The sequence below is a fragment of the Luteimonas chenhongjianii genome (genome assembly GCF_002327105.1).
GTDB lineage: Bacteria > Pseudomonadota > Gammaproteobacteria > Xanthomonadales > Xanthomonadaceae > Luteimonas > Luteimonas chenhongjianii.
This window is the reverse complement of the sequence record NZ_CP023406.1, coordinates 49,127-71,567: the sequence shown is the minus strand read 5'-3', so window position 1 is coordinate 71,567 and position 22,441 is coordinate 49,127. Positions and strand designations below refer to the sequence as shown.

At 66.4% G+C, this 22,441-nt stretch carries 21 protein-coding genes and 1 tRNA gene; 12 read left to right on the top strand and 10 right to left on the bottom strand.

Annotated elements, in window-relative coordinates:
* Genes CNR27_RS00350 through hemC form a run of 3 tightly spaced genes read left to right on the top strand, consistent with a single transcriptional unit; the run spans position 1 to position 2,755 of the window.
* Positions 1-1,071: a sensor histidine kinase gene (locus CNR27_RS00350; protein WP_096296427.1), complete on the top strand. Its 1,071-nt coding sequence runs from the start codon at positions 1-3 to the stop codon at positions 1,069-1,071.
* The gene (locus CNR27_RS00345; protein ID WP_096296426.1) at positions 1,068-1,799 is read left to right on the top strand and encodes a LytR/AlgR family response regulator transcription factor; all 732 of its coding nucleotides are present in this window, start codon (positions 1,068-1,070) and stop codon (positions 1,797-1,799) included. The genes CNR27_RS00350 and CNR27_RS00345 overlap by 4 nt, the downstream gene beginning before the upstream one ends.
* 44 nt (positions 1,800-1,843) lie before the next feature.
* Complete coding sequence (hemC, locus tag CNR27_RS00340; RefSeq protein WP_096296425.1) at positions 1,844-2,755, top strand: hydroxymethylbilane synthase; 912 nt, start codon at positions 1,844-1,846, stop codon at positions 2,753-2,755.
* Between the two features lie 63 nt (positions 2,756-2,818).
* Here the strand turns inward: hemC and CNR27_RS00335 are convergent, their stop codons facing one another.
* The 3 genes from CNR27_RS00335 to CNR27_RS00325 all read right to left on the bottom strand — a co-directional run bounded on the left by CNR27_RS00335 (position 2,819) and on the right by CNR27_RS00325 (position 6,244).
* The gene (locus CNR27_RS00335) at positions 2,819-3,412 is read right to left on the bottom strand and encodes a DUF481 domain-containing protein (protein ID WP_158613410.1); all 594 of its coding nucleotides are present in this window, start codon (positions 3,410-3,412) and stop codon (positions 2,819-2,821) included.
* A 179-nt stretch (positions 3,413-3,591) separates the two neighbouring features.
* A complete protein-coding gene (locus CNR27_RS00330) occupies positions 3,592-4,431 on the bottom strand; it encodes a hypothetical protein (protein ID WP_096296423.1) in 840 nt (279 codons plus the stop codon).
* A 58-nt stretch (positions 4,432-4,489) separates the two neighbouring features.
* Positions 4,490-6,244 carry an SLC13 family permease gene (locus CNR27_RS00325; RefSeq protein ID WP_157745160.1) on the bottom strand — a complete coding sequence of 585 codons (1,755 nt, stop codon included), beginning with the start codon at positions 6,242-6,244 and terminating at the stop codon, positions 4,490-4,492.
* Positions 6,245-6,374: 130 nt separating this feature from the next.
* On the opposite strand from CNR27_RS00325, the gene CNR27_RS00320 reads away from it, so the two are divergent.
* Positions 6,375-7,766, top strand: coding sequence for an FAD/NAD(P)-binding protein (locus CNR27_RS00320; RefSeq protein ID WP_179948202.1), 1,392 nt, complete (start codon positions 6,375-6,377; stop codon positions 7,764-7,766).
* On the opposite strand, the gene CNR27_RS00315 is transcribed toward CNR27_RS00320, so the two are convergent.
* Positions 7,763-8,362, bottom strand: coding sequence for a hypothetical protein (locus CNR27_RS00315; protein ID WP_157745159.1), 600 nt, complete (start codon positions 8,360-8,362; stop codon positions 7,763-7,765). The two genes, CNR27_RS00320 and CNR27_RS00315, sit on opposite strands and share 4 nt — an antisense overlap.
* Positions 8,363-8,479: 117 nt before the next feature.
* On the opposite strand from CNR27_RS00315, the gene CNR27_RS00310 reads away from it, so the two are divergent.
* From CNR27_RS00310 to CNR27_RS00290, 5 genes are all read left to right on the top strand, one after another.
* A complete protein-coding gene (locus CNR27_RS00310; RefSeq protein WP_096296420.1) occupies positions 8,480-9,448 on the top strand; it encodes a helix-turn-helix transcriptional regulator in 969 nt (322 codons plus the stop codon).
* A gap of 452 nt (positions 9,449-9,900) precedes the next feature.
* Complete coding sequence (locus tag CNR27_RS00305; protein WP_157745158.1) at positions 9,901-10,254, top strand: hypothetical protein; 354 nt, start codon at positions 9,901-9,903, stop codon at positions 10,252-10,254.
* A 99-nt stretch (positions 10,255-10,353) separates the two neighbouring features.
* Positions 10,354-12,462: a prolyl oligopeptidase family serine peptidase gene (locus CNR27_RS00300; RefSeq protein WP_096296418.1), complete on the top strand. Its 2,109-nt coding sequence runs from the start codon at positions 10,354-10,356 to the stop codon at positions 12,460-12,462.
* 139 nt (positions 12,463-12,601) lie between these two features.
* Positions 12,602-14,755 (top strand): S9 family peptidase, encoded by a 2,154-nt coding sequence (locus CNR27_RS00295; protein WP_096300105.1) that lies wholly within the window; start codon positions 12,602-12,604, stop codon positions 14,753-14,755.
* A 92-nt stretch (positions 14,756-14,847) separates the two neighbouring features.
* Positions 14,848-14,924, top strand: a tRNA-Met gene (locus CNR27_RS00290).
* A 177-nt stretch (positions 14,925-15,101) separates the two neighbouring features.
* Here CNR27_RS00290 and CNR27_RS15860 read toward each other — a convergent pair.
* From CNR27_RS15860 to CNR27_RS15850, 4 genes are all read right to left on the bottom strand, one after another.
* On the bottom strand, positions 15,102-15,311 hold the full coding sequence (locus tag CNR27_RS15860; protein ID WP_425435525.1) for a hypothetical protein: 210 nt from the start codon (positions 15,309-15,311) through the stop codon (positions 15,102-15,104).
* A complete protein-coding gene (locus tag CNR27_RS15515) occupies positions 15,271-15,690 on the bottom strand; it encodes a type I restriction enzyme endonuclease domain-containing protein (protein ID WP_157745157.1) in 420 nt (139 codons plus the stop codon). Before CNR27_RS15515 ends, CNR27_RS15860 begins: the two co-directional genes overlap by 41 nt.
* Positions 15,683-15,958: a type I restriction-modification system subunit M N-terminal domain-containing protein gene (locus CNR27_RS15855; RefSeq protein ID WP_245815685.1), complete on the bottom strand. Its 276-nt coding sequence runs from the start codon at positions 15,956-15,958 to the stop codon at positions 15,683-15,685. The genes CNR27_RS15515 and CNR27_RS15855 overlap by 8 nt, the downstream gene beginning before the upstream one ends.
* A 91-nt stretch (positions 15,959-16,049) precedes the next feature.
* The gene (locus tag CNR27_RS15850; protein WP_096296416.1) at positions 16,050-16,316 is read right to left on the bottom strand and encodes a helix-turn-helix domain-containing protein; all 267 of its coding nucleotides are present in this window, start codon (positions 16,314-16,316) and stop codon (positions 16,050-16,052) included.
* Positions 16,317-16,427: 111 nt separating this feature from the next.
* On the opposite strand from CNR27_RS15850, the gene CNR27_RS00265 reads away from it, so the two are divergent.
* From CNR27_RS00265 to CNR27_RS15095, 3 genes are all read left to right on the top strand, one after another.
* Entirely contained in the window at positions 16,428-18,884 is a 2,457-nt protein-coding gene (locus CNR27_RS00265) for a hypothetical protein (protein WP_157745156.1), read from the top strand.
* Positions 18,885-18,936: 52 nt separating this feature from the next.
* A complete protein-coding gene (locus CNR27_RS00260; RefSeq protein ID WP_222843112.1) occupies positions 18,937-19,119 on the top strand; it encodes a type I restriction-modification system subunit M N-terminal domain-containing protein in 183 nt (60 codons plus the stop codon).
* A 222-nt stretch (positions 19,120-19,341) separates the two neighbouring features.
* Positions 19,342-19,524 carry a hypothetical protein gene (locus CNR27_RS15095; RefSeq protein ID WP_157745155.1) on the top strand — a complete coding sequence of 61 codons (183 nt, stop codon included), beginning with the start codon at positions 19,342-19,344 and terminating at the stop codon, positions 19,522-19,524.
* Between the two features lie 234 nt (positions 19,525-19,758).
* Here the strand turns inward: CNR27_RS15095 and CNR27_RS00255 are convergent.
* Both CNR27_RS00255 and CNR27_RS00250 read right to left on the bottom strand, forming a co-directional pair.
* Positions 19,759-20,882 (bottom strand): IS3 family transposase gene (locus tag CNR27_RS00255; RefSeq protein ID WP_096296414.1). Its coding sequence is split into 2 segments (ribosomal slippage): positions 19,759-20,591 and positions 20,591-20,882, totalling 1,125 coding nucleotides; the frame shifts between segments, so codons are not numbered across the junction.
* A gap of 204 nt (positions 20,883-21,086) precedes the next feature.
* Positions 21,087-22,373, bottom strand: a complete 1,287-nt coding sequence (locus CNR27_RS00250) for an MBL fold metallo-hydrolase (RefSeq protein WP_096296413.1) — start codon at positions 22,371-22,373, stop codon at positions 21,087-21,089.
* Between the last annotated feature and the right edge of the window lie 68 nt (positions 22,374-22,441).

The following is a 22,441-nucleotide window of genomic DNA, read 5'->3' as shown; positions in this document are numbered from 1 at the left end:
ATGGCCACGCCGGCGCCCGACGGCCTCTGGTTGCCGGACCTGTGCAGGTTGCCGCGCCTGCTGGCGATGCTGGGCCTGGCCCAGCTCACCGTGCTCGTCGTGCTGCTGGTGCCGCATCCTGCAGCGTCCTGGGACCTGCGGGCGTTCGTGTCGGCAAGCGGCTATGCGCTGTGGCTCGCGCTCTCCGTCACGGTGTTGCTGTGCGCGTGCCGGCGCCCGCTGTCCCGGCTGCCGTTGCGCGTCGGCGCGATGGCCGCGGTGGTGCTGGCAATGGCGATCGCGCTCATCGCATCGGCCATCGTGCACGGGCTCTTCGCGAGCGTCGGGAATGGGGAAGGCCTGCCCGGCTTCGGTCGTTTCGTCGGGGGCAGCGGGGCGGTGGTCGCCTTGCTGACGGCGATCGCGCTTCGCTATTTCTACGTGATCGACCGGTGGCAGTCGCAGGTGGCGGCGCATGCGCGTGCCGAAGCGGACGCACTGCAGGCGCGGATCCGCCCGCATTTCCTGTTCAACAGCATGAACATGATCGCCACACTGCTGCGGCGCGATCCCATCGTGGCCGAGCGCGCGGTGCTGGATCTGTCGGATCTGTTCCGCGCTGCGCTCGGCGCCGGCGGCGCGTCGACGCTGGCCGATGAGGTGTCCCTGGCCGAACGCTATCTGTCGATCGAGCAGTTGCGCCTCGGTGACCGCTTGCGTGTCGAGTGGGACCGCCGGGGCGAACTCCCGTGGACACTGCAGATGCCGCGCCTGACGCTGCAGCCCATTCTCGAGAACGCCGTGCTGCACGGCATCTCGCGCTTGCCTGAGGGCGGCACGATCGAGGTGCGGCTGGCGATCGAGGACGGGGTGCTCGAGATCGGCGTTGCGAATCCGTCCCTGCCGCCCGACAGCGCCCCGGCGCAGGGTGCCGGCCATGCCCAGGGCAGCATCGCCCACCGGCTCGGCTTCGCGTTCGGTCCTCGCGCACGCATGCGCTACGGGTGGAACGAAGGCCGTTATGCGTGCACCATTCATGTGCCGGTGCCGATGGACGGCGCCGCGAAGGTCCGGGGGGGCCACACGCCATGAGGGTCGTGATTGCCGACGACGAGCCGCTCGCGCGCGAGCGCCTGCGCATGCTGCTCGCACAGCACGCGGGCGTTGTCGTGGTCGCCGAGGCCGGCGACGGCCGCACCGCGCTGGAAGCCTGCGCCGCGCACGATCCGGCGCTGGTGCTGCTGGACATCGCGATGCCGGGCATCGACGGGCTCGAGGTCGCGCGGCATCTCAGCGCCTTCGAGCCGCGCCCGGCAGTGGTGTTCTGTACCGCCTACGATGCGCACGCGCTCATGGCCTTCGAAGCGGCTGCGGTCGATTACCTGGTCAAGCCGGTACGACCCGAGCGGCTGCAGGCGGCGATCGAACGCGCGCGGACGTTCACCGCGGGGCGCGCAACACCCGACGCCGACAGCGGCGCCGAGAAGCGTCGCACTCATCTGTGCGCGCGGCTGCGCGGCAGCCTGCGGCTGATTCCGGTCGAGGAAATCCGCTACCTGCAGGCGGAGGAGAAATACGTCGTCGTGCATCATGCGCGCGGCGAGGATCTGGTCGAAGAGTCGCTCAAATCCCTCGAAGACGAATTCGGCGAGCGGTTCCTGCGCATCCATCGCAATTGCCTGGTCGCGCGCCACGAGCTGGTCGAACTGCGGCGCGATCTCGACGGACACGTGCACGCGGTCCTGCGCCACTGCGACCGGCCGCTCGAGGTCAGCCGGCGCTGCGTCTCGCAGTTGCGAGAAGCCGTCCGCCAGCTCTGAACCGGCGGCAGACGCGGCCGGCGGTGATCGCCGATAATGCCGGCATGGATCGTCTGCGTATCGCCACCCGCAAGAGCCCGCTTGCGTTGTGGCAGAGCGAGCACGTGGCCGCTGGCCTGCGTGCCCGCCATCCCGGGCTCGAGGTCGTCCTGGTGCCGCTGAGCACGCGCGGCGACGAGGTGCTGGACCGTTCGCTCGCCGCGATCGGCGGCAAGGGCCTGTTCCTCAAGGAACTCGAGATCGCCATGCAGGCCGGAGACGCCGACTGCGCGGTCCACTCGCTCAAGGACGTGCCGATGGAGCTGGAGCCGGGCTTCGCCCTGGCCGCCATCCTCGCCCGCGCCGATCATGCCGATGCCTTCGTCAGCAATGCCTTTGGCAGCGTCGAGGCGCTGCCGCCAGGGGCGCGCGTGGGGACATCGTCGCTGCGTCGGCAGGCGCAGTTACGCGCAGTGCGGCCGGATCTGGAGCTGCGCGACCTGCGCGGCAACGTCAATACGCGCCTGGCCAAGCTCGATGCCGGCGAGTACGACGCGATCGTGCTGGCCTGCGCGGGGCTGCAGCGGCTCGGGCTGGAAGCACGCATCCGCGCGCGGCTGGACGCCCCCGACTGGCTGCCGGCCCCGGCGCAGGGCGCGATCGCGATCGAATGCCGGGACGATGCCCCGCAGCTGCGGAATCTGCTCGCCACGCTCGACGATGCGCGCACGCGGCGCTGCGTCGAGGCGGAGCGCGCGATGAATCGCGCCCTGCATGGCAGCTGTCATGTGCCTGTGGCCGCCTATGCCTGGCTGGAAGGCGATCGTCTGCGGCTCGAGGGCCTGGTGGGCTCGGCGATTGATGGACGCGCGGTGCGCGCGGGCGGCGAATCGGCCCCGGCCGAGGGCGAGGCCCTGGGCGCGCGGGTCGCGGCGTTGCTGCTGGAAGCGGGCGCCGGGGCATTTCTGCCGGGTTGAGCTGAGCCTCGGACGTCCGGGGAAGCGTGTGCCCGAAGCAGTGCGCCACCTTCGCGGTCGAACTCAGAAGACCCGGCGAAGCTTGAGCGAGCCTTCGGTATCGGTACTTCCGCGGCCGCCGTTGCCGAGCGTGTCGTGGCGCAGTTCGAAGTCCGAACGCAGGGTCCACTGCGGGAACAGTTCGTAATCGAACGCCAGTGTCTGGCGCAGGAAGGTGTTCTCGCGTCCGGTCTCCACCTGGACCTGCTGGGTGAACGAGGCGTGCCTGCCGAGTTCCTGCGACAGCTGCAGCTGCCCGCGGGCGACTGGTCCCATCGCCGCGGTGCCGTAGTCGGTATAGGGCTCGATGCGGAAGCCAGTGCCGAACTCGACGCGCAACAGGGTTTCGGGACTGCGGATCGCCTCGAGCCCGTAGCTGGCGTCCCAGCGCACGTGGTTGCCGCCGGCGCGGGTCCACTCGCGGCTCGAGAAGGGCGAGTGCAGGGAAACGAAGCGACGATCAGGAAGTTTGACCAGCGGCTGGGCGACAGTGCGCGGTTGAACCCCAGGCGCTTTCGGCGACCAGATCCGCGGCCGCGCAGCGCCAGCCACCCATTCCACGTCCCGGCATGAGAGCCGATAGCAGGGGCGACGCAGCGGCACCTGCCGTGAGAACACGGCAGTGACGGCGGGTTGCTCCGGCGCAGCCGGGAGCGGGTGGGTATAGATCGGAAGGCCCGCGACGGCCAACCACCAGCCTGCAAGCATGTCATCCAGTCATGGAAGCGGTTACAGGTGAAGTATGCCGGGGCAGCGGTCGATGGGCCATCAAGCCGCCCGGACGATCGAAGCGGGCTTCAGGAAACGTGACCGGCTGCGCGCGCGGGCGTCGCACCTTCGCCGAGGAACAGCCGGTGTTCGAGCACCGCGGCAGCACATACGCCCGATGCCGCCATGACCAGCAGCGCGGTCGCCGGCACCGTGCCGGACGGCGCCAGCAGCCACGCCGCGAACGGCACACCCGCGGCGAGCGCAAGTACCGCGACGCGCGGGGCGTGAAACGTATGGGCGCGCGAAGCGGCGGTCGCCAACCGGTCGATCGCACGCCAGTACACCACTTTGAACAGCGCCAGGCAGATGCCGAGGCCGGCGAGTGTCCCGAGCATGGTGCGACCATCGCTGCCCGAGACGAGCAACCGGTCCATCAGCAGGTAGAGCAGGGCGAGCCCGGTGCTCATCGCAAGCAGCAGGTGCACCGGCAGCACCAGCGGTTGTTGCCAGGCGGGCGGTGACGGCGGCCGTGCATGGTCGCTCGCCATCGCCGCCACGGCGCCGAACGCCACGAGCATCTGGACGACACCCAGGACCGCCAGCCACACGCCCCCGCGCATCCACGCGCCGAAGATCAGCAGGGCGCACAGGAATACGGAGATCCCGAGCGTGGTCCAGACCAGCAGCCGGGTGCGTCGACCGGGCGGCGCGGTGGGCAGACGGGGCGCGGGCGCGAAGCGCCGGACCAGCATGCCGCAGACCAGGAGCGCACTCCCCATCAGCATGCCGATCAGCTGCAGCTGGTGCAGCGCGGCCGACCCCGGGGGGCGCAGCTGCAGCAGCGCGGTGGTCATGCCGCTCCACATCAGCAGGCCCAGCCCGGCTGCCGACAGGGGCAACGCGGCGATCATCAGCACCTGGCGCATCCGTACTTTCCCCGTCAGACCGTCGCGCAGGGTGCCACGCCCCCTGGCCGCCGAACAGTCAGAACGGGAAGAAGCGCGGGATCAGCAGCGTGGCGGTGACCAGGAAGATGATGTTCAGCGGCATGCCGATCTTGACGAAATCGCTGAAGCGGTAATTGCCGGCGGTGTAGACCATGGTGTTGGTCTGGTAGCTGATCGGCGTGGCGAAGCTGGTCGACGCGGCGAATGCGACCGCGATCAGGAAGGGCTTTGGATCCACGCCCAGCGAGTCGGCGGTCGCCAATGCGATCGGCACCAGCAGCACGGCCGAGGCGTTGTTGCTCATGAACTCGGTCAGCGTCGAGGTCATCAGGTACACCGCGGCCAGCGTGGCCGTGGGCCCGTAATGGCCGACGAGATTGATCAGCTGGTTGGCCGCGAGCGCTGCGCCGCCGGTCTTCTGCAGCGCAATGCCGAGCGGGATGATCCCGGCCAGCAGCAGGATCACGCGCCAGTCGATGGCCTCGTAGGCCTCGTCGGGATCGATCAGGCGCAGCACCACCAGGGCGATGCAGCCCAGCAGCGCCGAAGCGACGATCGACATCCAGCCCAGCGCAGCGGCGGCGATCGCGGCGGCCATGACGACTGCCGACAGCGTGGCCTTTGTCGTGTCCACCTTGCGCTGCGCGCGTGAGCCCATGACGATCAGGCCGCGGTCGCCACGCAGGTCGGCGATGGCCGTGATCGGCGCATCCAGCAGCAGTACGTCGCCAACGGTCAGCGGAACCTGGTCCAGCGGCCGGTGCACGCCCAGCTGGCGTCGATGCAGGCCGTGCACGCGGGCGCGATAGGTGTGGCCGAAGCGCATTCCCGACAGCGTATGGCCGATCAGGTGCGAGCCCGGTGCGACCATCACCTCGACATGCAGGCGCTCGGCCTTGACGTCGCCGTCCAGATCGCGCGCGACATGGTCGAACCTGAGCTTGAGCGACTTGCGCGCAGTGTCGATGTCCTGCCACAGCCCGCGCAGCAGTAGACGGTCCCCGGTCTCGACGCGCGCATCGGCGCCGCGCACCGCGCGGCCGTCGCGCAGCAGCTCCAGGACTTCGACCTCGTCATGGCCCTCGGGCAGGATCTCGCCGCGCGCGCGGCCGATCACCGACGCGCCATCGGGGACCAGCAGCTCGGCGACGTAGCGCCCGATCGTGTCGGCCGAACCGCTGCCGGGCACGCCCCGATCGGGCAGCAGCAGGCGGCCGACCGTCGTCAGGTACAGCATCGAAATGCCGACGAAGACGATGCCCAGCGGCGCGAACTCGAACAGGGTGAAGCCGACGCCGGCGCTCTCGCGCGCCATCGAGTCGACCAGCAGGTTGGTCGAGGTGCCGATCAGGGTGCAGACGCCTGCGGTCTGCGACATGTAGGACAACGGGATCAGGAACTTCGATGGCGCCCAGCGGTTGGCGGTGGTGGCCGCGAGCACCAGCGGCAGGAACACCGCGACCGTCGCGGTGTTGTTGACGAATGCGGCCACGCACGTCACCAGCACCATCATCACCAGCCCGAACAGCCAGGGCCTGCGGATGCGCGCCAGCAGGTCGCCGACCACGACCACGGCGCCATTGCGCTGCAGCGCACCGCTGAGCACGAACATGGCGGCGACCATCACCGTGGCCTGGTTGCTGAAGCCCGACAGCGCCTCGGGCAGGGTGACCACGCCGAGCACCAGCAGGGCGGTCGCGACGAGCAGCGCCACCACGTCCACGCGCAGCTTCTCGGTCACGAACAGGAATATCGCGCCGGACATCACCGCCAGCGTCAACCAAAGTTCCACGCAACCTCCATCGTCTTCGAGCCGGTACCCCGCGAGACGCGCCGTCCCATGCAGCCGGCACGCGGCCGGCGGCGGCCATGGTACGGGGCGGATGGGATACTGGGCGTCCTTAATCTCTCCAGGCCTCACCATGTCCGCAGCCGCGCCCGATCCCGCCCCCCATGCAAGCGTCGATGTGCTGGTCATCGGCGGCGGTGCCTGCGGGGCGCTCGTGGCGCTGCACCTGCTGGACACCCCGGGGCTGCGGATCGCACTGGCCGAGCCGCGGCCGCTGCCGGCGCGTGGCGCAGCCTATTCCACCCCCCGCGGGGAACACGTGCTCAACGTCAATGCCGCCCGCATGAGCGCCTTCGATGCGGCGCCGGGCGACTTCGTCAACTTCCTGCGCACACAGCCGGAATCTGCGGGCCTCGATGAGGCCGCGTTGGCGGCGTGGTTCGCGCCGCGACAGCTCTACGGCCGCTATCTGCAGGCGCGGCTGGACGCGCACCCGGCGCGCGAGGGCCTGACCCTGCTCGCGGATGCCGCCGTGGATGTCGCACGGGAGGGCAGCGGGTTCGCCGTCACGTTCGCCTCGGGCCGGCAAGTGCGCGCGGGTAATGTCGTGCTCGCGATCGGCAATCTGCCCGCGGCCTTGCCGGGCGGTGGCGATGTGCCTGGCCTCGTCGAGGCGTGGGACTACGCGGCGGTGGCGGCCGTGCCCGTGGACGCGGACGTCTGCATCGTCGGTGCGGGACTCAGCATGGTCGACGTTCTCCTGACGCTGGAGGCCAATGGCCATCGTGGACGCATCCGCGCGCTGTCGCGCAACGGACTGATGCCGCTTGCGCACGCGCCGGGCACCGTGCCGCAGCCTGGCGGCATCGATGAGCTGCTGCCGCTCGGGGTACGCGCGCGCATGCGCCTGCTGCGGCGCTGGGCCGCCGAATCGGTTGAAGAGGGACGCCCCTGGCAGGACGCGCTCGAGCGGCTGCGTCCCCATGTGCGCGCGCTGTGGCAGGCCTGGCCCGAGGCCGAGCAACGCCGTTTCCTGCGCCATGCGGTCCGGCAGTGGGACATCCATCGCCATCGCATCGCACCCGGCGTCGCGGCGACCGTCGATGCCATGTCCAAGAGTGGACAGTTCTCGCTGCAGGCAGGGCGTATCACTGCCATCGCTGCGCGCGATGGTCGCCTGCACGTGGACTGGACGCCGCGGCGCGGTGCGCCCAGGTCGATGTCCGCTGACGTAGTGATCAACGCGACGGGCATGGAAAAGCGCGCCGCGCGTGCCCCCGGCGCCCTCCTGCCCGCCATGCTTTCGCGCGGCCTGGTCGCCGCCGGACCGCTCGGCATGGGGATCGCGACCCGCGGCGAGGGCCAGGTGCTGGGCGCCGATGGCGCGCCGGTCGAGGGGCTGTGGACGCTGGGCGCGCTGCGCATCGGCGATCTGTGGGAGACGATCGCGATGCCCGAACTGCGCGGCCAGGCCGAGCGGGTGGCCGCCGGGATCAGTCGCGGGCTGGGAAGCGCCGCCGCCTAGAGGCAGAACTGGCGAAGCCGGCGGATTTCCTCGCTGGCGAGCTCGGTGTCGCCGCCGGTGCCGAGGTTGGCGATGTTGCGCCGGATCTGCGGGCAGGGATCCTGCGTATACCCGGCGCCGCCGAACAACTGGCCGATGCCTTTGGCGATGTCCTCGGGCGTGATGGGGCCGCGCATCGCAAAGCGGCCATCCGCGGCGGGCGGCGGCCGTCGCTGCAGCGGGTCGTGGGTGAAAGCCGGCTGCGGCGCCTGCGTGCGTGCCCAGTCGCGGGCCTGGTCGAGCAGCGCGGCCGCGTCCGGCGATGACGGCTCGCTGGGGCTCGCAGCGGCGGGAACGTCGACCGACTGGAGCCGGCGCGGCTGCGCAGACGGGACCGGCTGCGTGCGCGTCGTCGTCGCGGGTGCAGGCGGAGGCGGTACCGAAGGCAGAACCGGCGTCGCGGGCCGATCGATCCATGCCACCTGCAGTGCGATCGTGCCCCCAGCCGGCGGCGGCGCCTCGCGCAGCCCGAGCAGCCACCAGGCCATACCCGCGTGTACCAGCACTGTGACTCCCAGCGCGATGCGCACGCCGGGGTTTCGCATTCCTTGCGTCATGTCGTGTTGTCGGATTCCGATGGCGGAGTGTGACGTCAGCGAGCGCCCGGCTGCGTTAACCGGCAGTTATCCACATCCGGTCACGCCGTGGCGGCGCACTGGCGCCATAATCGCGCCATGGACCGATACGAACGTATTCTCTCGCTGCATCGCATCCTCAAGACCTCGCGCTATCCGGTGACCGTGGCCAAGTTGCGCGACGAGCTTGAATGCTCGCGGGCGACGGTCTATCGCGATCTCGCCTTCCTGCGCGATGCCCTGATGGCCCCGATCGTCGGGGACGGCGATGCCGGCTTCCGCTACGACAGCGACGAGGGCGGTCGCTTCGAACTGCCCGGGTTGTGGCTCAACTCCGAAGAGCTGCATGCCTTGCTGGCGGCGCAGCAGCTGATGTCGCGCAGCAGCGGCGGCGTGTTGTCGACAGCGCTGGCGCCGTTGCAGTCGCGTATCGAGAAGCTGCTCGACGAGCATTCGGCCGGCAAGCAGTGGCCGGTGCAGCGCGTGCGGGTCATCCCGCATCGCGGCCGGCGCATGGACGAACACGCCTTCCGCAATGTCTGTTCGGCGGTGCTGCAGCGCAAGCAGCTGGCGTTCGAGTATCGCGCGCGTTCGACCGACGAGAAGACCCGGCGCACGGTCTCGCCGCAACGCATCACCCATTACCGCGACAACTGGTACCTCGATGCCTGGGACCACGATCGCGACGCGCTGCGCAGCTTCTCGGTCGACCGCATCGCCACCGCCCGGGTGCTCGATGCGGTCGCGCGCGACATCGAGGACGACGAACTCGACCGGCACCTGGCCGGCAGCTACGGCATCTTCTCCGGCCCGCCGAAGGGCATCGCGACGATCGTCTTCAGCGCCAAGGCCGCGCGCTGGGTCGCCGACGAGCACTGGCACTCGCAGCAGCAGGGCCGGTTCCTGCCGGACGGGCGCTTCGAGCTCAAGGTGCCCTACAGCGGTGCCCGCGAACTGCTGATGGACGTACTGCATTACGGCGCCGACGCCGAAGTCGTCGAGCCGGTGGCGTTGCGCGAACAGGCGCGCTCGCTGCTGATGATGGCGCTGGACAAGTACGAGCGCTGAAGCGGCTCGAATGCGGCGCAGGGCGCGGCCGCAGTCGCGCACTGCCTTGCGTGCGCCGGGGAACAGACGCGGCACATGCGTGAAGTGCCCGCAGCGGGCTGACCCGGGCGGGCGGCCGGGCGCGAGCGCCGCATGAGCTGGCACGACATCCACCTGCGCCCTGCCGACCTGTCGCACATGCTTGGCCCGGCCGGTCCAGACAAGGATCAGCAGCGCTACGTCCGCCTTGGCCTTGGGTCCCGCGAGGCGTCGGCTGGACAGCAGGCCATGCTCCGGGTCGTCCTGGCCCGGAACGGAATCCCCGGCACGAGCATCGGATAGCGCTCGCGCGTGGCCCCTGCGGGCATGCCGCAATCGAGCCACGACCCGCAAAGGTCGCAGCCCGTGAGATGGCCGCTCTACAGACTGTGCGCCTGCCCAGCCGGGCGATCGCGTTCACAGGAGCTGTCGAGATGTCCCGTATCGCCGCAACGCCATTTGTCCGATCCGACGCCACCCTGCCGGCCGCCCTCCTGGGCATGTTGTTCCTCGGTGCCATCGCCCTGCTGTCGTTTCCCGGCCTGCGCACCGGAACGAGCGCGGTCGGCTGGGCACCGATGTGGTTGCTCGGCATGCCGGCCCTGGCCTGGTGCACCCTGGCGCTCCGGCACCTGACGCGCCGGCGGAAACCGGCCTCGTCAGCGGTCCTGCGGCGGCGTCGGTCCGGTCTCGCGCAGGCCCGCCGGCGTCCGGCGCCGCGCCGGGGGCAACGGATTTCGATCCGCGCCGCGCTGGCGGCGGCGGGGCTGCTGCCGGGATTGCGCTGACCCTGCGCTTCACCCGTCAGGGGTGACTTTGGTCATGCGGTCCGCCTTGGCGCTGCGTGCTAGCGTTGCCGGCTATCCGTCCGTGTCACCGGAGTCCCCATGTCCCACGTGTCCAAGCTCTGCCTCGCCGCGGCCGTCGCCGTCGGCCTGTCGATGGGCGCCGCATCCGCCCAGGAGGCCACCATGTCAGATCCGCACCAGTGGCTCGAAGCCGTCACCGACGAGAAGGCGCTCGACTGGGTCCGCGCGCAGAACGCCAAGGCCGAGGCCGAACTCGCGGCCACGCCCGAGTTCAAGCAGCTCGAAGCCGATCTGCTGGGCATCTACGATTCCGACGACAAGATCCCCGCCGTCTACAAGCAGGGCGACTGGTACTACAACTTCTGGCGCGACCGGAACCATGAGCGCGGTATCTGGCGGCGAACGACGCTGGAGGAATACCGCAAGCCGCAGCCGAAGTGGGAAACCGTGCTCGACCTCGACGCCTTGAACAAGGCCGAGGGCGAGAACTGGGTGTGGCACGGCGCAAGCTGCCTGCGGCCGGCCTATACCCGCTGCCTGATCGCGCTGTCGCGCGGCGGCGCCGATGCGGACGTGACGCGAGAGTTCGACGTCGCGTCGAAGTCCTGGGTCGATGGCGGCTTCTTCCGCGAGGAAGCCAAGGGTGCGCTGGGCTGGATCGACCAGGACAATGTCTACGTCTACACCGACTTCGGCGACGGCTCCCTGACCTCGTCGGGCTACCCGCGCATCGTCAAGCAGCTGGCCCGCGGCCAGTCGATGGACCAGGCGAAGCTGGTCTACGAAGGCAAGCCGGACGATATGTACATCGCCGCGATCCATGACGACACGCCGGGCTTCGAGCGCGACTTCGTCAGCCGCACGCTGGCCTTCTACAACGACGAGCTGTATCTGCGTGGCGCCGATGGCCAGCTGACCAGGATCGATGCGCCCAATTCTGCGAACAAGTCGGTGCACCGCGACTGGTTGATGCTGGAACTGCGCGAACCCTGGGAGGTCGGGGGCCGCACGTATCCGGCGGGCTCGTTGCTGGCGACCAATTTCGATGCCTTCATGGGCGGTAAGCGCGAGTTCGACGTGCTGTTCGAACCCACCGAGACGACCTCGCTGGCCGGCGCGACGTGGACCAGGAACCACCTCGTCCTCAACGTGCTCGAGGACGTCAAGAACAAGCTCACCGTGCTGACGCCGGGCGCCAACGGCTGGGCGCGCAGCGAACTGGCCGGCGTGCCTGAACTCGGTACCGTCGCGGTCAGCGCCGTCGACAGTGACGAGTCCGACGCGGTGTGGATGACGGTCACCGACTACCTGACGCCGAGCACGCTGATGCTGGCCGAGGTGGGCGGCAATGGCGCGCCGGAAACGCTCAAGACCATGCCGGCCTTCTTCGACGCCAGCACGCATGAGGTCGAGCAGCACTTCGCCACGTCCAAGGACGGCACGCGCGTGCCGTACTTCATCGTGCGTCCGAAGGACATGAAGCTCGACGGCAGCAATCCGACGCTGCTCTACGGCTACGGCGGCTTCGAGATCTCGTTGACGCCCGGCTACTCCGGCGGCGTCGGCAAGGGCTGGCTGGAGAAGGGCGGCGTGTATGCGGTCGCCAACATCCGCGGCGGCGGCGAGTACGGCCCGCGTTGGCACCAGGCTGCGCTCAAGGCCAACCGTCACAAGGCCTACGAGGATTTCGCCGCGGTCGCGCAGGACATGATCGATCGCAAGATCACCTCGCCCGCACATCTGGGCATCCGCGGCGGCAGCAACGGCGGCCTGCTGACCGGCAACATGCTCACCCAGTATCCGCAGCTGTTCGGTGCGGTCGTGATCCAGGTGCCGCTGCTGGATATGCAGCGCTACCACAAGCTGCTCGCCGGTGCCTCGTGGATGGCCGAGTACGGTAATCCGGACAAGCCGGAGGAATGGGAATTCATCCGCACCTTCTCCCCGTACCACCTGTTCGATCCGGCAAAGGATTATCCGCCGACACTGATCCTCACCTCGACCCGCGACGACCGCGTCCATCCCGGCCACGCGCGCAAGATGCACGCGCTGATGTCGGAAGCCGGCAAGGACGTGCGCTACTACGAGAACATCGAGGGCGGTCACGGCGGCGCTGCGAACAACCGGCAGCAGGCGCACATGGATGCGCTCTACCTGACGTTCCTGTGGCAGCAACTGGGCAAGTGATTCCATCCAGCACCGGCCGCTCTCGCGGCCGGTGTTCTTTTCGGCGTTGCATCCGCAGCGAATGGACCCACCTATGAAGACCTCTTTCCCGCGCGCGGCGGCCCTGCTTGCTGCGCCGATCCTGACGAGCCTGAGCCTGATGAGCGTTCCAACCACGACCCACGCCGCCGCACCGGTGCCGCCCGACGCCGAGCAGCGCCCGCACACCGTCAAGGCGCCGCACGGCGCCACGCGTGAGGATGCCTACTACTGGCTGCGCGACGACAAGCGCCAGGACCCTGCGGTGCTGGCGTATCTCAACGCCGAAAACGCCTATGCCGACGCGATGCTTGCACCGCTCAAGCCGGTCGAGAACACGCTCTACGACGAAATCGTCGGCCGCATCCAGCAGGACGACAGCTCGGTGCCGTACCGCGATCGCGGCTACTGGTACTACTCGCGCTACGAGACCGGCAAGGACTATCCGGTGCATGCGCGCCGCGCCGATGGCGCCGGCATCGATGCGCTGTCGATCCAGGCAGCGAACGCGCGCGGCGACTTCAGCGGCGAGCAGGTCCTGCTCGATGTCAACGCGCTTGCCGAGGGCAAGGACTATTACGCGGTCGGCGACTGGGACGTGAGTCGCGACAATCGCATTCTCGCCTACGCCGACGACACCAATGGGCGTCGCCAGTACACGGTGCGATTCAAGAACCTCGAGACGGGCGAGGTCTATCCGGACGTCATCACCGGCGTGTCGGCAAACCTGGTCTGGGCCGATGACAACAGGACGCTGTTCTATGTCGAGAACGATCCGGAAACGCTGTTGACCGTGCGGGTGAAGAAGCACGTCCTCGGCACGCCGGTCACCGACGACGTGCTGGTGTACGAGGAGAAGGACGACAGCTTCTACCTGGGCATCGACCGCACGCGCGACGATCGCTACATCGTCATCGGCATCGGCAGCACCGTGTCGAGCGAAACGCGCTACGCGCCGGCGGACAATCCTGAAACCTTCGCCGTGCTCGCGCCGCGAGCGCGCGATGTCGAATACGACGCCGACCATTACGGCGGCCGCTGGGTGATCCGCACCAACGCCCCCGCTGCCGATGGTGTGCCGGCGACCAACTTCAAGCTCGTCACCGCGCCGAGCGGTGCGACCTCGCGCCGGCAGTGGACCGACCTCGTGCCGCACCGAGACGATGTCTACATCGAAGGTTTCGAGCTGTTCGACGGCTTCACCGCGATCGAGGAGCGCGCCGAAGCGTTGACCCGCGTGCGCGTGCTCAAAAGTGACGGCAGCGACGAATTCGTGCAGGCCGACGAGCCGGCTTATGCGATGGGACTGGCGGTGAACTCCGAGCCCGACACCGAGTGGCTGCGCTACGGCTACACCTCGCTGACCACGCCCGCGACGACCTTCGAAGTCAATACGCGCACCGGCGAGCGTCGCCAGCTCAAGCAGCAGGCGGTGATCGGCTACGAGCCGTCGGATTACGTCACCGAGCGCGTGTGGACCACGGCGCGCGACGGCAAGCGTATCCCCGTGTCGCTGGTCTATCGCAAGGGCTTCCAGAAGGAAGGCACCGCGGCGCTGCTGCAGTATGGCTACGGCAGCTACGGGGCATCCATGGATCCCGGCTTCTCGGTCACCAACGTCAGCCTGCTCGACCGCGGCATGGTGTACGCGATCGCGCATATCCGCGGTGGCGAGGAGATGGGCCGGGCCTGGTACGACGACGGCAAGCTGCTCAACAAGATCAATACCTTCAACGACTTCATCGACGTCACCGACGATCTGGTCCGCCGGGGCTATGCCGCGCCGGATCGGGTCGCCGCCTACGGCGGCAGCGCCGGCGGCCTGCTGATGGGCGCGATCTCGAACATGGCCCCCGAGAAGTACCGCGTGATCCTGTCGCAGGTGCCTTTCGTCGACGTGGTCACAACGATGCTCGACCCGAGCATTCCGCTGACGACCAACGAATACGACGAGTGGGGCAACCCCGAGGACAAGCGCTACTACGACTACATCCTGGGCTACTCGCCCTACGACAATCTCGAAGCCAAGGCCTATCCGGCGATGTTCGTCGGCACCGGCCTGTGGGATTCGCAGGTCCAGTACTGGGAGCCGGCGAAGTACGTGGCGAAGCTGCGCGATCTCGACACCGGTACGCATCCGGTGGTGTTCCGCACCAACATGGAAGCCGGTCACGGTGGCAAGTCGGGCCGCTTCCGCCGCTATCGAGAATCGGCCGAGATGTACGCGTTCATGCTCGACCAGCTTGGCCTGGGCACGGCGCAACCGGCCAGGTGACCTCCCGGCCCCCAACGCGCACGGACGATTGACGTAGCGGCGGAGGCTGGGGCAGAATGCGCGGCTCGTTGCGGAGCTCCGCGCGGGCCGATGGCTATGTAGCTCAGCTGGTTAGAGCACAGCACTCATAATGCTGGGGTCGGTGGTTCGAGTCCACCCATAGCCACCACTAGATCCACACATCAAACCCCATGATTCTCATGGGGTTTTTTGTTTTTCGCTCTTCTTTCTTCAAGGCTGAACCGATGTTCCAACGGTTCCTGTGACACTTTCTGTGACACTTTCGGATGTCACAGGACACCCCGGACCTCCAGTTTGACCCCAGTTCGTTGTGACAGCTCATGGCTCACGCCGACGCTCGGCCCATGGATCGGCCAATAATTCCGCCTGTTCGATCACTCTTACGGGTGCTTGTGGCCGCCGGTCGGTTGGGTAGCGGTAGCGCGCAAGCAGGATCTTCACCATAGCGATGCGTGCGCGAGTCCTTGCGGTTTTGCCAGTCGATTGAGGCCGACTTACGCAGCTTGTTGGTCAGCTCTTGGGCCAGCGCCCCCAGCGTTGGGTGGCCGAGCTCGCGTACGGCAGATTCGTTCTCCGCCAGCGCCTGGTATAGACGAGCTCCTCCCCGTTATGCCGTCAGGCGGGCGCGCCTCGTTGAGCTCCTTCGCCAGCCGGATTAGCTCCTCGATGACCTCAACCGTGGTCAAGCGACGGTTTCGGTAGCGGTTTACCGCTTCTTCCAAGCGCTCGGCGAACTCCTTGCCCTGCAGTGCGCTCTTCTGCCCGCGCTGGCGGATCTGGTCGGCGAGCAGGCGTTCCAGCAGCTCGGCCGCCAAGTTCTGCGTCGGCATCCCGCGGATCTGGGCCAGGAAGTCCTCGTCCAGCAGGCTGATGTGCGGCTTGTCCAGGCCAAGCGTGCTGTAGATGTCATTCACGCCCTCCACTAGCAAGCAGTGGCGACGAGTTGGCGCAGCGCGGTCTTCTTAAAAGGTCTTGTCGGCGGCGAACTGCGCGGCCAGCGCGTCGCGGCTGTCCTCGTTCTCGATGTAGTGCTCGGCCTGCGGATCCCGCCAAGCGCTTTCGGATGCGCTTGGCTTGGGCATCGAACATGTCCGACACGTACTTCAAAAACACCAGGCCCAGAGCTGGGTACTTGTAGGTAGCCGCCGCGACAGAGCCGCGCAGCTTGTCGGCCGCTCCCAAAGGGTGCGCTTGAATTCTTCGTTGGTCATTTCATTCCCTGGTGAGCACAGCGATCGTCGCGGATTGCGTCTCAGGTACTGATTGGGATCGGTCAAACCGATCCAGTGCTTCCTTCTACGTACGTCAGCAAGTCGCCTGGCTGGCACCCGAAGTACTTGCATAGCTTGTCGATGATGTCCGTCCCGATGTTTGCACCAGGTTGGTTGGCGATCTTCGAAAGCGTGGCCCGATGGATGCCTGTGGCACCAGCTTCTGGAGGGCGGTTCTGTGCTCTCGGTAGTTGTCCATGGAGTCGCGTCACACCTGTCGCCAAATCCGGGAGAAGCTTAGTTCCCAGTTCGGCTCCGATGATAGGCATCCGGACGGTGCTGTCAGCGTCGGGGGACTGTCAGCGCTCGCACTGTATTCTTTTGAGCGTTTATGAACAGGAATCGCGACCATGTCTGACGCAGCCCAAAGAAGAAGTCAGATGAACACAGATTCGGGACCGATTGGTGCTGCGCCGATCATGACCTCCCGTGACATCGTTGCCGGGCTGGGCGCAGCCCCCCGCGATCTACTGGCAGCTTGCCTGGCGTTGTTCGACGACAGCACCTTGCAACGTCGGATCCGCTTCCTGATGAGTCGCCGGTCGCCGCTGAGCAAGATCAACATCGTTGCCGACCCCACGGATGCAGAAGCGGCCGCGTCTCTCAGAAGCACGATTCAAGCATGGCTGGCCTCGCCGCTTTCGGACGACGCCCTGCGCGTGCTGCTGTGGATGTACCTGCGCGAGGCCTTCGCCCTGCCGCCCGTGACGTTCACTTCCTGTCGTTCTGCGGCAGCGGCTGCGGATGACATGGTAGCGCGCGCCCTGCATTCACTGCAGCCCAGCCAGGTGACGAAGTACGCGCAGAAGTGGGGACTGAAGAGCGCCAAGGAGGTGCCAACCACGCTGGATGCCTTGGCCCGCAAGACAGTAGAGGAATTGCTGGCATCGTTCTTGAAGGCTGACGATGTGCAATCTGTGCAGGCCCGTGAACGCCTGCTTTCCGAGGTTCAAGCCCGCGTTGGCCAATTGCCGCCCGAAGACCGGGAGCGGCTGATGCATGCAGTGGGAGCGGACGGCGTAAACGACGCCGCGCTGAGAAAGATCCTATTGATGGGCGGTGGCTTGGGTGCGCTTGGCACCAGCGTCAGTCTGGCCGGTTTTTCCGCGTACATCCTGGCCGCCCAGGCATCGGCCTTTATTCCGCTGGTGAGCGGGCCGGCGCTGGTTTCAGTGGTGGCCGTCCTGTCCAACCCGATCACGATCATCGCGGCCACCGCCGGCGTGGGCTGGTGGGCCACGCGATCGGCTAACCAGAAGGTGCGTGGCGCTGTCGGTGCACGGGTGATCTCGCTGCTTGCGCTCAATGGGCTGCAAGCGGGCTCCGCCGGCCTCCGCGCGATGCTTGGGGCATTTCCCAGTCTCGAGAACCTGGGCCAAACGGGTGGCTTGACGCGGGCTGTGCTGCGCGGGTACGGGACGGACTGGAACCGGATCGCCGCAGCGGGACGGAAGACTACCGTGATCGACGAAGCAGTTGTCGGCGTCATGGAGCGCCCTGCAGGTGCCGGCGGCAGGTCTGATCGGCTACGCGAGCTGATCGGCGAGCAGCGCGACACCATCTCGCTGGCAGGCCTGACGCTGGGGGACATCGCCTACAACGCGTACAGCCTTGACCCCCTCGTGCTGCAGGCGGCGAATTTTTCCCGTATCGACGAACTGGATGACCCGGTGGCGTTCGCGGCGTTTGCGCATCGCATTGAGTCGATGGACGCCGCCGCCCACCTGGGCGCGGTCAGCAATCTCAAGGGATATGTCGCCGAACGCGTGGTTGCGGCGCAACTGATCGAGCAGGGGCACGTGGTCGAGTTCCCGGTGGCGTCCAACGAGGCGGGATGGGACATCGCAGTGGACGGGGTCAGATTCCAGGTCAAAGACGTGGGCTCTCTTGCCGGTCTGGAACGTCACTTTGACCGGGGCTATGACTACCCGGTGATCGCCAACGCGGAGGTTGCCGATGAACTGGCCGCGCGTTCGGCAGATGACCTGCCCGAATGGGCAGACCAGATCCATTTCGTGGAGGGGTACAGCAACGAGGTCGTCGAACACGTGACCCGGTCTTCATTCGAAGTCGGCGACGACATGCTGCACCCGAACGTGCCGCTGTTCACGCTGGTGTTGAGCGGCATCCGCAATCTCGAGCGCGTCAAGCGAGACGAGATCACCGGAACGCAAGCCTTCCAGGAGGTATTGCTCGACGGTGGTACGCGCGCGGGACTGGCGGTCGCCGGAAACTATGTGGGCGTCGGCGTCGGCTTGCTGGTGTTCGGGCCCGCCGGCGCATTGGTGCTGGGCGCGGTGATGCCCATTCTCAGCCAGCGGCAGTCCGGCCGGCTGAAAGGAAAGTTGGACGAATGGGTGCAGGACGAGACGTACCGCAACTGGGCGCAGGAGGCAAAACTGACGATCTCTGCACTGGCCGGATGTGCTGACGATGCGATCCGTGCAAAAGTCGAATTGCTGCGGGAACGACAGCTGGCTGACTCCCGGGCTGTGGTGGCCCGCTATCTTCAGTGGCGGGTCGAAGACGAGCTGACGTTCCTTCGTGAAGCGCGGTGCCGGTTGAAGGCAGTGTGCGATGACGAGGCAGCTGCGGTGGAAGTTTCTGCGACCCGCCTCATGAGCTGGCTGACCACCAGCACGCTCCACCCATCGCTCTACCAGGCTGAACTTTTAGCCATGTCGGAAGTGTTCGCGCGTCGTCCATCCACTGCTGACAGGGTGGCAGTGGTCTCGCGCGAGGCTGCTGAGCGGACTGCAGTGGCGGCCCGAAAGACTGGAAAGCTGGTGGGTGACTGGTGGCGTGGGCTGGGCAATAACAACAAGCGGACAGACTGACATGGCAAATGACTACACCTCCCTGGTTTCCAAGGTCTGAAACTTCGCGCACGTGCTGCGCGACCAAGGCATCGGTTACGGCGACTACGTAGAGCAGATCACCTTTCTGCTGTTCCTGAAGATGGACGAGGAGCGCACCGAGCTGCTCGGCGAGCCGTCGGCCATTCCCGCCAAATGGCGTTGGGCCAAGGTGCCGATAACAGTCGCATTGCCGGGCAGACACACTGCGGTCTAACCGGAACTGGCAGCAGACCGTGCGCAGCAATCAATCTTCCGAAACCTCACCCGGCAGCACGGATTGGTCTTCACCGGACTGCTTGGCGCAAGACCACTCAGGCCCTGCCCAACGGTCTGACGTCCGATGCCATCGACACACTCGCCATGGCAAAGATGCGCGCCTCGCTTAGGCAGCAGATGAGCGCTGGCGCCCATCACGCGTATCCGTCCGAACGGCGCGGTGCCGACTGCACTTATCGCGAGGCTGAAGGCCGCAGACCAGCCTAGCTGCGAGCAGGATCGCCATCTTCCGAAAGGCACAGAACAAGCCACCGACCCGGCCAAACTCAAGCGCGTGGTCTCGCTGATCGACGACGAGACCTGGATCTGGATTAGCGTGGTAGCTGCGCTTGGCGCGCCCTGAGTGAGTGCTCGCTTCTCAGTGAATGCTCCGTTCTCAATTTCCCGGCAGGACGTCCGGTCCCGACGAGGAGATGAAGGACAACCGATAATCTGGCATCCGAAGCTCGCCGCGCTTCTTAGTTCTGGACGAGGGCCTAAACACTTGGTTCCGTCTATGTCGCCACTGCCACTATGAGTCGTACGACTCCAACGACGTCCCCCCGCTTTCAGTAGCGGGTCTGTTTGGAGTCCGGGCTCATCGTAGCGGCTTCGCCGCCAGCTGTTTTGCGTAGGCGGCGGGCGTCAGCCCGCCGATGCTTTTTTTGGGTCTGTCCTCGTTGTACTCCCTGCGCCAGCGCTCGATCTCGGTGCGGGCGTGCAGCAATGTCGGAAACCAGTGCTCGTTGAGGCACTCATCACGCAGGCGTCCGTTGAGGGACTCGACGTAAGCGTTCTGATTCGGTTTTCCTGGTTGGATCAGGCGTAACGCGACACCACGTTCGTGTGCCAAGCTCAACATCGCCTTGCCGCAAAATTCCTTCCCGTTGTCGGTCCGAATCACCTTTGGCAGGCCTCGGCTGAGCGCCAGACGATCCAACACACGACTGACGCCATGGCCCGAGATCGCACGCTCGACATCGATAGCCACGGCCTCGTGGCTCGCATCGTCCACGATCACCAGGCACTTGATGACGCGACCATCGGCCGTACGATCGAAGATGAAGTCCATCGACCACACTTCATTGGCCGCAACCGGACGGATCAGCGGTTGCCGCTCGCCCACCGGCACCTTCTTGCGCTTGCGTCGCCGCACCTGCAGCTTCGCCTGCTGATACAGCCGCTCCACGCGTTTGTAATTCACGGCATGGCCGCCTTGCCGCAGCTTGAGATAGATCATGCCCACGCCGTAGCGCTTGTGCCGATGCGCCGATGCCTGGATCTGCTCTCGCAGTTCGACATTGCGATCCGGACGAGGTGTATAGCGCAGTGCGCTGGCGCTCATGCCCACCACGCGCAAAGCGCGCCGCTCGCTGAGGCCTTTACCTGCCATGTAGCGCACCTGCTCGCGACGGGCCGGTGCGCTCACCATTTTTTTCGCAGCACGTCCTTGATCACTTCATTCTCGAGGACTTGCTCGGCCAGCAGCTTCTTCAGACGCGCGTTCTCGATCTCGAGTTCCTTGAGTCGCTTGGCCTCGGAGACATTCATCCCGCCGAACTTGCTGCGCCACAGGTAGTACGACGCCTCGCTGAAGCCATGCCGGCGGCACAGCTCCTTGACCGGCAAGCCGGCCTCGGCCTCACGCAGGAAGCCGATGATCTGTTCTTCGCTGAAACGCTTCTTCGTCCAATCTCCTTCTCGTTGGGGATTGGACTCCAAAGCAACCCGCTACTCAATTGCGGGGGGGGGGCGTCGGTTGACCTGAATCTCGAGCCTCCCAACGAGGCGAAAACACAGTGTCTCTAGCAGGCCGAACCAGCCATTCCCCATGGTGATGCCGGCGTGCTTCGGTCGTTTTGTATTAGGCGCAGCCCACTTCGCAAAGATTGACGAGTAACTCTTGAAGAGCTGCCTCTGCATCCGTCAGGAACTCTCCCCGAACACGGGAGAACTGGTGCGCGCGCCGACGGGCCACCACTGACCATCAGGTTGAGGCTCGACGCGATCGAATAGCTCCGAATACCGATCGGGGCGGAAGCTATGGATCGGCACCACCTTGCTGGGATTGAGGCTGCTCACGAATCGTTTGAGGTCGATCGGACTGGCATGGCCGGACGTATGGACGGACACCTTCGGTATTCGATGCCGCTCAAGAAAGGCTTCGACAGTGGCATAGCTGCCGCCATCCCAGTAGCCTTCCCACTGCGAGTAGATATAGCCAGCGCCCGCCAGACACCGGACCTGCTCGAGATCGCGCTGGTGCAGAGGACGGAACAGCAAGGTAAAGCCCGCCGGGTTCTGGGCCAGCGTGTCGGCGTATATTCGGTTGCGCGAATGACGCGCGAGCAGATCGAACAGCTTCGTCCTCTTGATGTGCCTGCGCTGGGCCTCCGGGACGTAGAGCGCGACGTCACTCCAATCCGACTGCGGCAGGTTGAGATTGCCTGTCGCCTCCAGGATCGCGGCCGTGTACAGGTCAATGACGACACGACGACCGTGGCGACGAGATGCTCGGAAGATCGACACTATGCGGTCGATGTTCTGCGCAGAGGTGTGCACCATCGCCAGGCCTTCAGTCGTCTCCAGAGCATCTGCAAGCAGACCCTCAATCTCGGCTTCGGTCGGAAACGTTGCATCCAGAGGGAGGCGCGTCAGGGAACTACCCTCGACGAGCAACGCATCAATGTTCGCGGGTGGCGATCTGATCAGCCGCTCAAACAGTGCGGCTTTCCGGCCGTGCCCGCGAAAGTCGCCACTATAGAAAAGCCGGTCGCCGCCCGCCTCGATCAGCAGCGCGTACGCATCGAAAGCCGAATGGTCGACAAGATATGGCGTGACAGTGAATGGACCAACGGTGAACTGTTTGCCAGATTCATAAGTCCAGCCGGGTGAGGGAACCGGCCACATCCTTGGCATGAACGGTGCTGCAGCGGCCAAGATCCGACGGGCGGCGGGGCCGAGCCCGATCGGGATCGACGGTGCTACATGCGACAGAAGGCCGTAGTGGTCCAGGTGCGGGTGCGAAATCAGGATACCGAGGAGGCTCGGGTCAGACGCGTCGAGAGCGAGGCCATCTGGAATCAATCCTGCGATGTTATCTGGCGCATCCAAGGGTAGTCCGAGATCCAGAAGCAGACGTTTCCCTTCGTACTCCAACTCCACACAGCTACCACCGATTTGCTTGCTTCCACGACGGATGCAGGCTCTCATACGCAAATTCTCCGGGCCAGCAAAAATACGCCCGGGCGCACGGCGCCCGGGAGCGTGCTAAGGCAGGA

What these genes read in the sequence shown, in the direction of transcription:
- CNR27_RS00295 (WP_096300105.1), top strand. Translation starts at nt 12,602, where the DNA reads ATGAGCGTTCCAACCACGACCCACGCCGCCGCACCGGTGCCGCCCGAC.
- CNR27_RS00250 (WP_096296413.1), bottom strand. Translation starts at nt 22,373, where the DNA reads ATGAGAGCCTGCATCCGTCGTGGAAGCAAGCAAATCGGTGGTAGCTGT.
- CNR27_RS00265 (WP_157745156.1), top strand. Translation starts at nt 16,428, where the DNA reads ATGAACACAGATTCGGGACCGATTGGTGCTGCGCCGATCATGACCTCC.
- CNR27_RS00345 (WP_096296426.1), top strand. Translation starts at nt 1,068, where the DNA reads ATGAGGGTCGTGATTGCCGACGACGAGCCGCTCGCGCGCGAGCGCCTG.
- CNR27_RS15850 (WP_096296416.1), bottom strand. Translation starts at nt 16,316, where the DNA reads ATGCCTATCATCGGAGCCGAACTGGGAACTAAGCTTCTCCCGGATTTG.
- CNR27_RS00305 (WP_157745158.1), top strand. Translation starts at nt 9,901, where the DNA reads ATGTCCCGTATCGCCGCAACGCCATTTGTCCGATCCGACGCCACCCTG.
- hemC (WP_096296425.1), top strand. Translation starts at nt 1,844, where the DNA reads ATGGATCGTCTGCGTATCGCCACCCGCAAGAGCCCGCTTGCGTTGTGG.
- CNR27_RS00300 (WP_096296418.1), top strand. Translation starts at nt 10,354, where the DNA reads ATGTCCCACGTGTCCAAGCTCTGCCTCGCCGCGGCCGTCGCCGTCGGC.
- CNR27_RS00330 (WP_096296423.1), bottom strand. Translation starts at nt 4,431, where the DNA reads ATGCGCCAGGTGCTGATGATCGCCGCGTTGCCCCTGTCGGCAGCCGGG.
- CNR27_RS00350 (WP_096296427.1), top strand. Translation starts at nt 1, where the DNA reads ATGGCCACGCCGGCGCCCGACGGCCTCTGGTTGCCGGACCTGTGCAGG.
- CNR27_RS00310 (WP_096296420.1), top strand. Translation starts at nt 8,480, where the DNA reads ATGGACCGATACGAACGTATTCTCTCGCTGCATCGCATCCTCAAGACC.
- CNR27_RS00315 (WP_157745159.1), bottom strand. Translation starts at nt 8,362, where the DNA reads ATGACGCAAGGAATGCGAAACCCCGGCGTGCGCATCGCGCTGGGAGTC.
- CNR27_RS00320 (WP_179948202.1), top strand. Translation starts at nt 6,375, where the DNA reads ATGTCCGCAGCCGCGCCCGATCCCGCCCCCCATGCAAGCGTCGATGTG.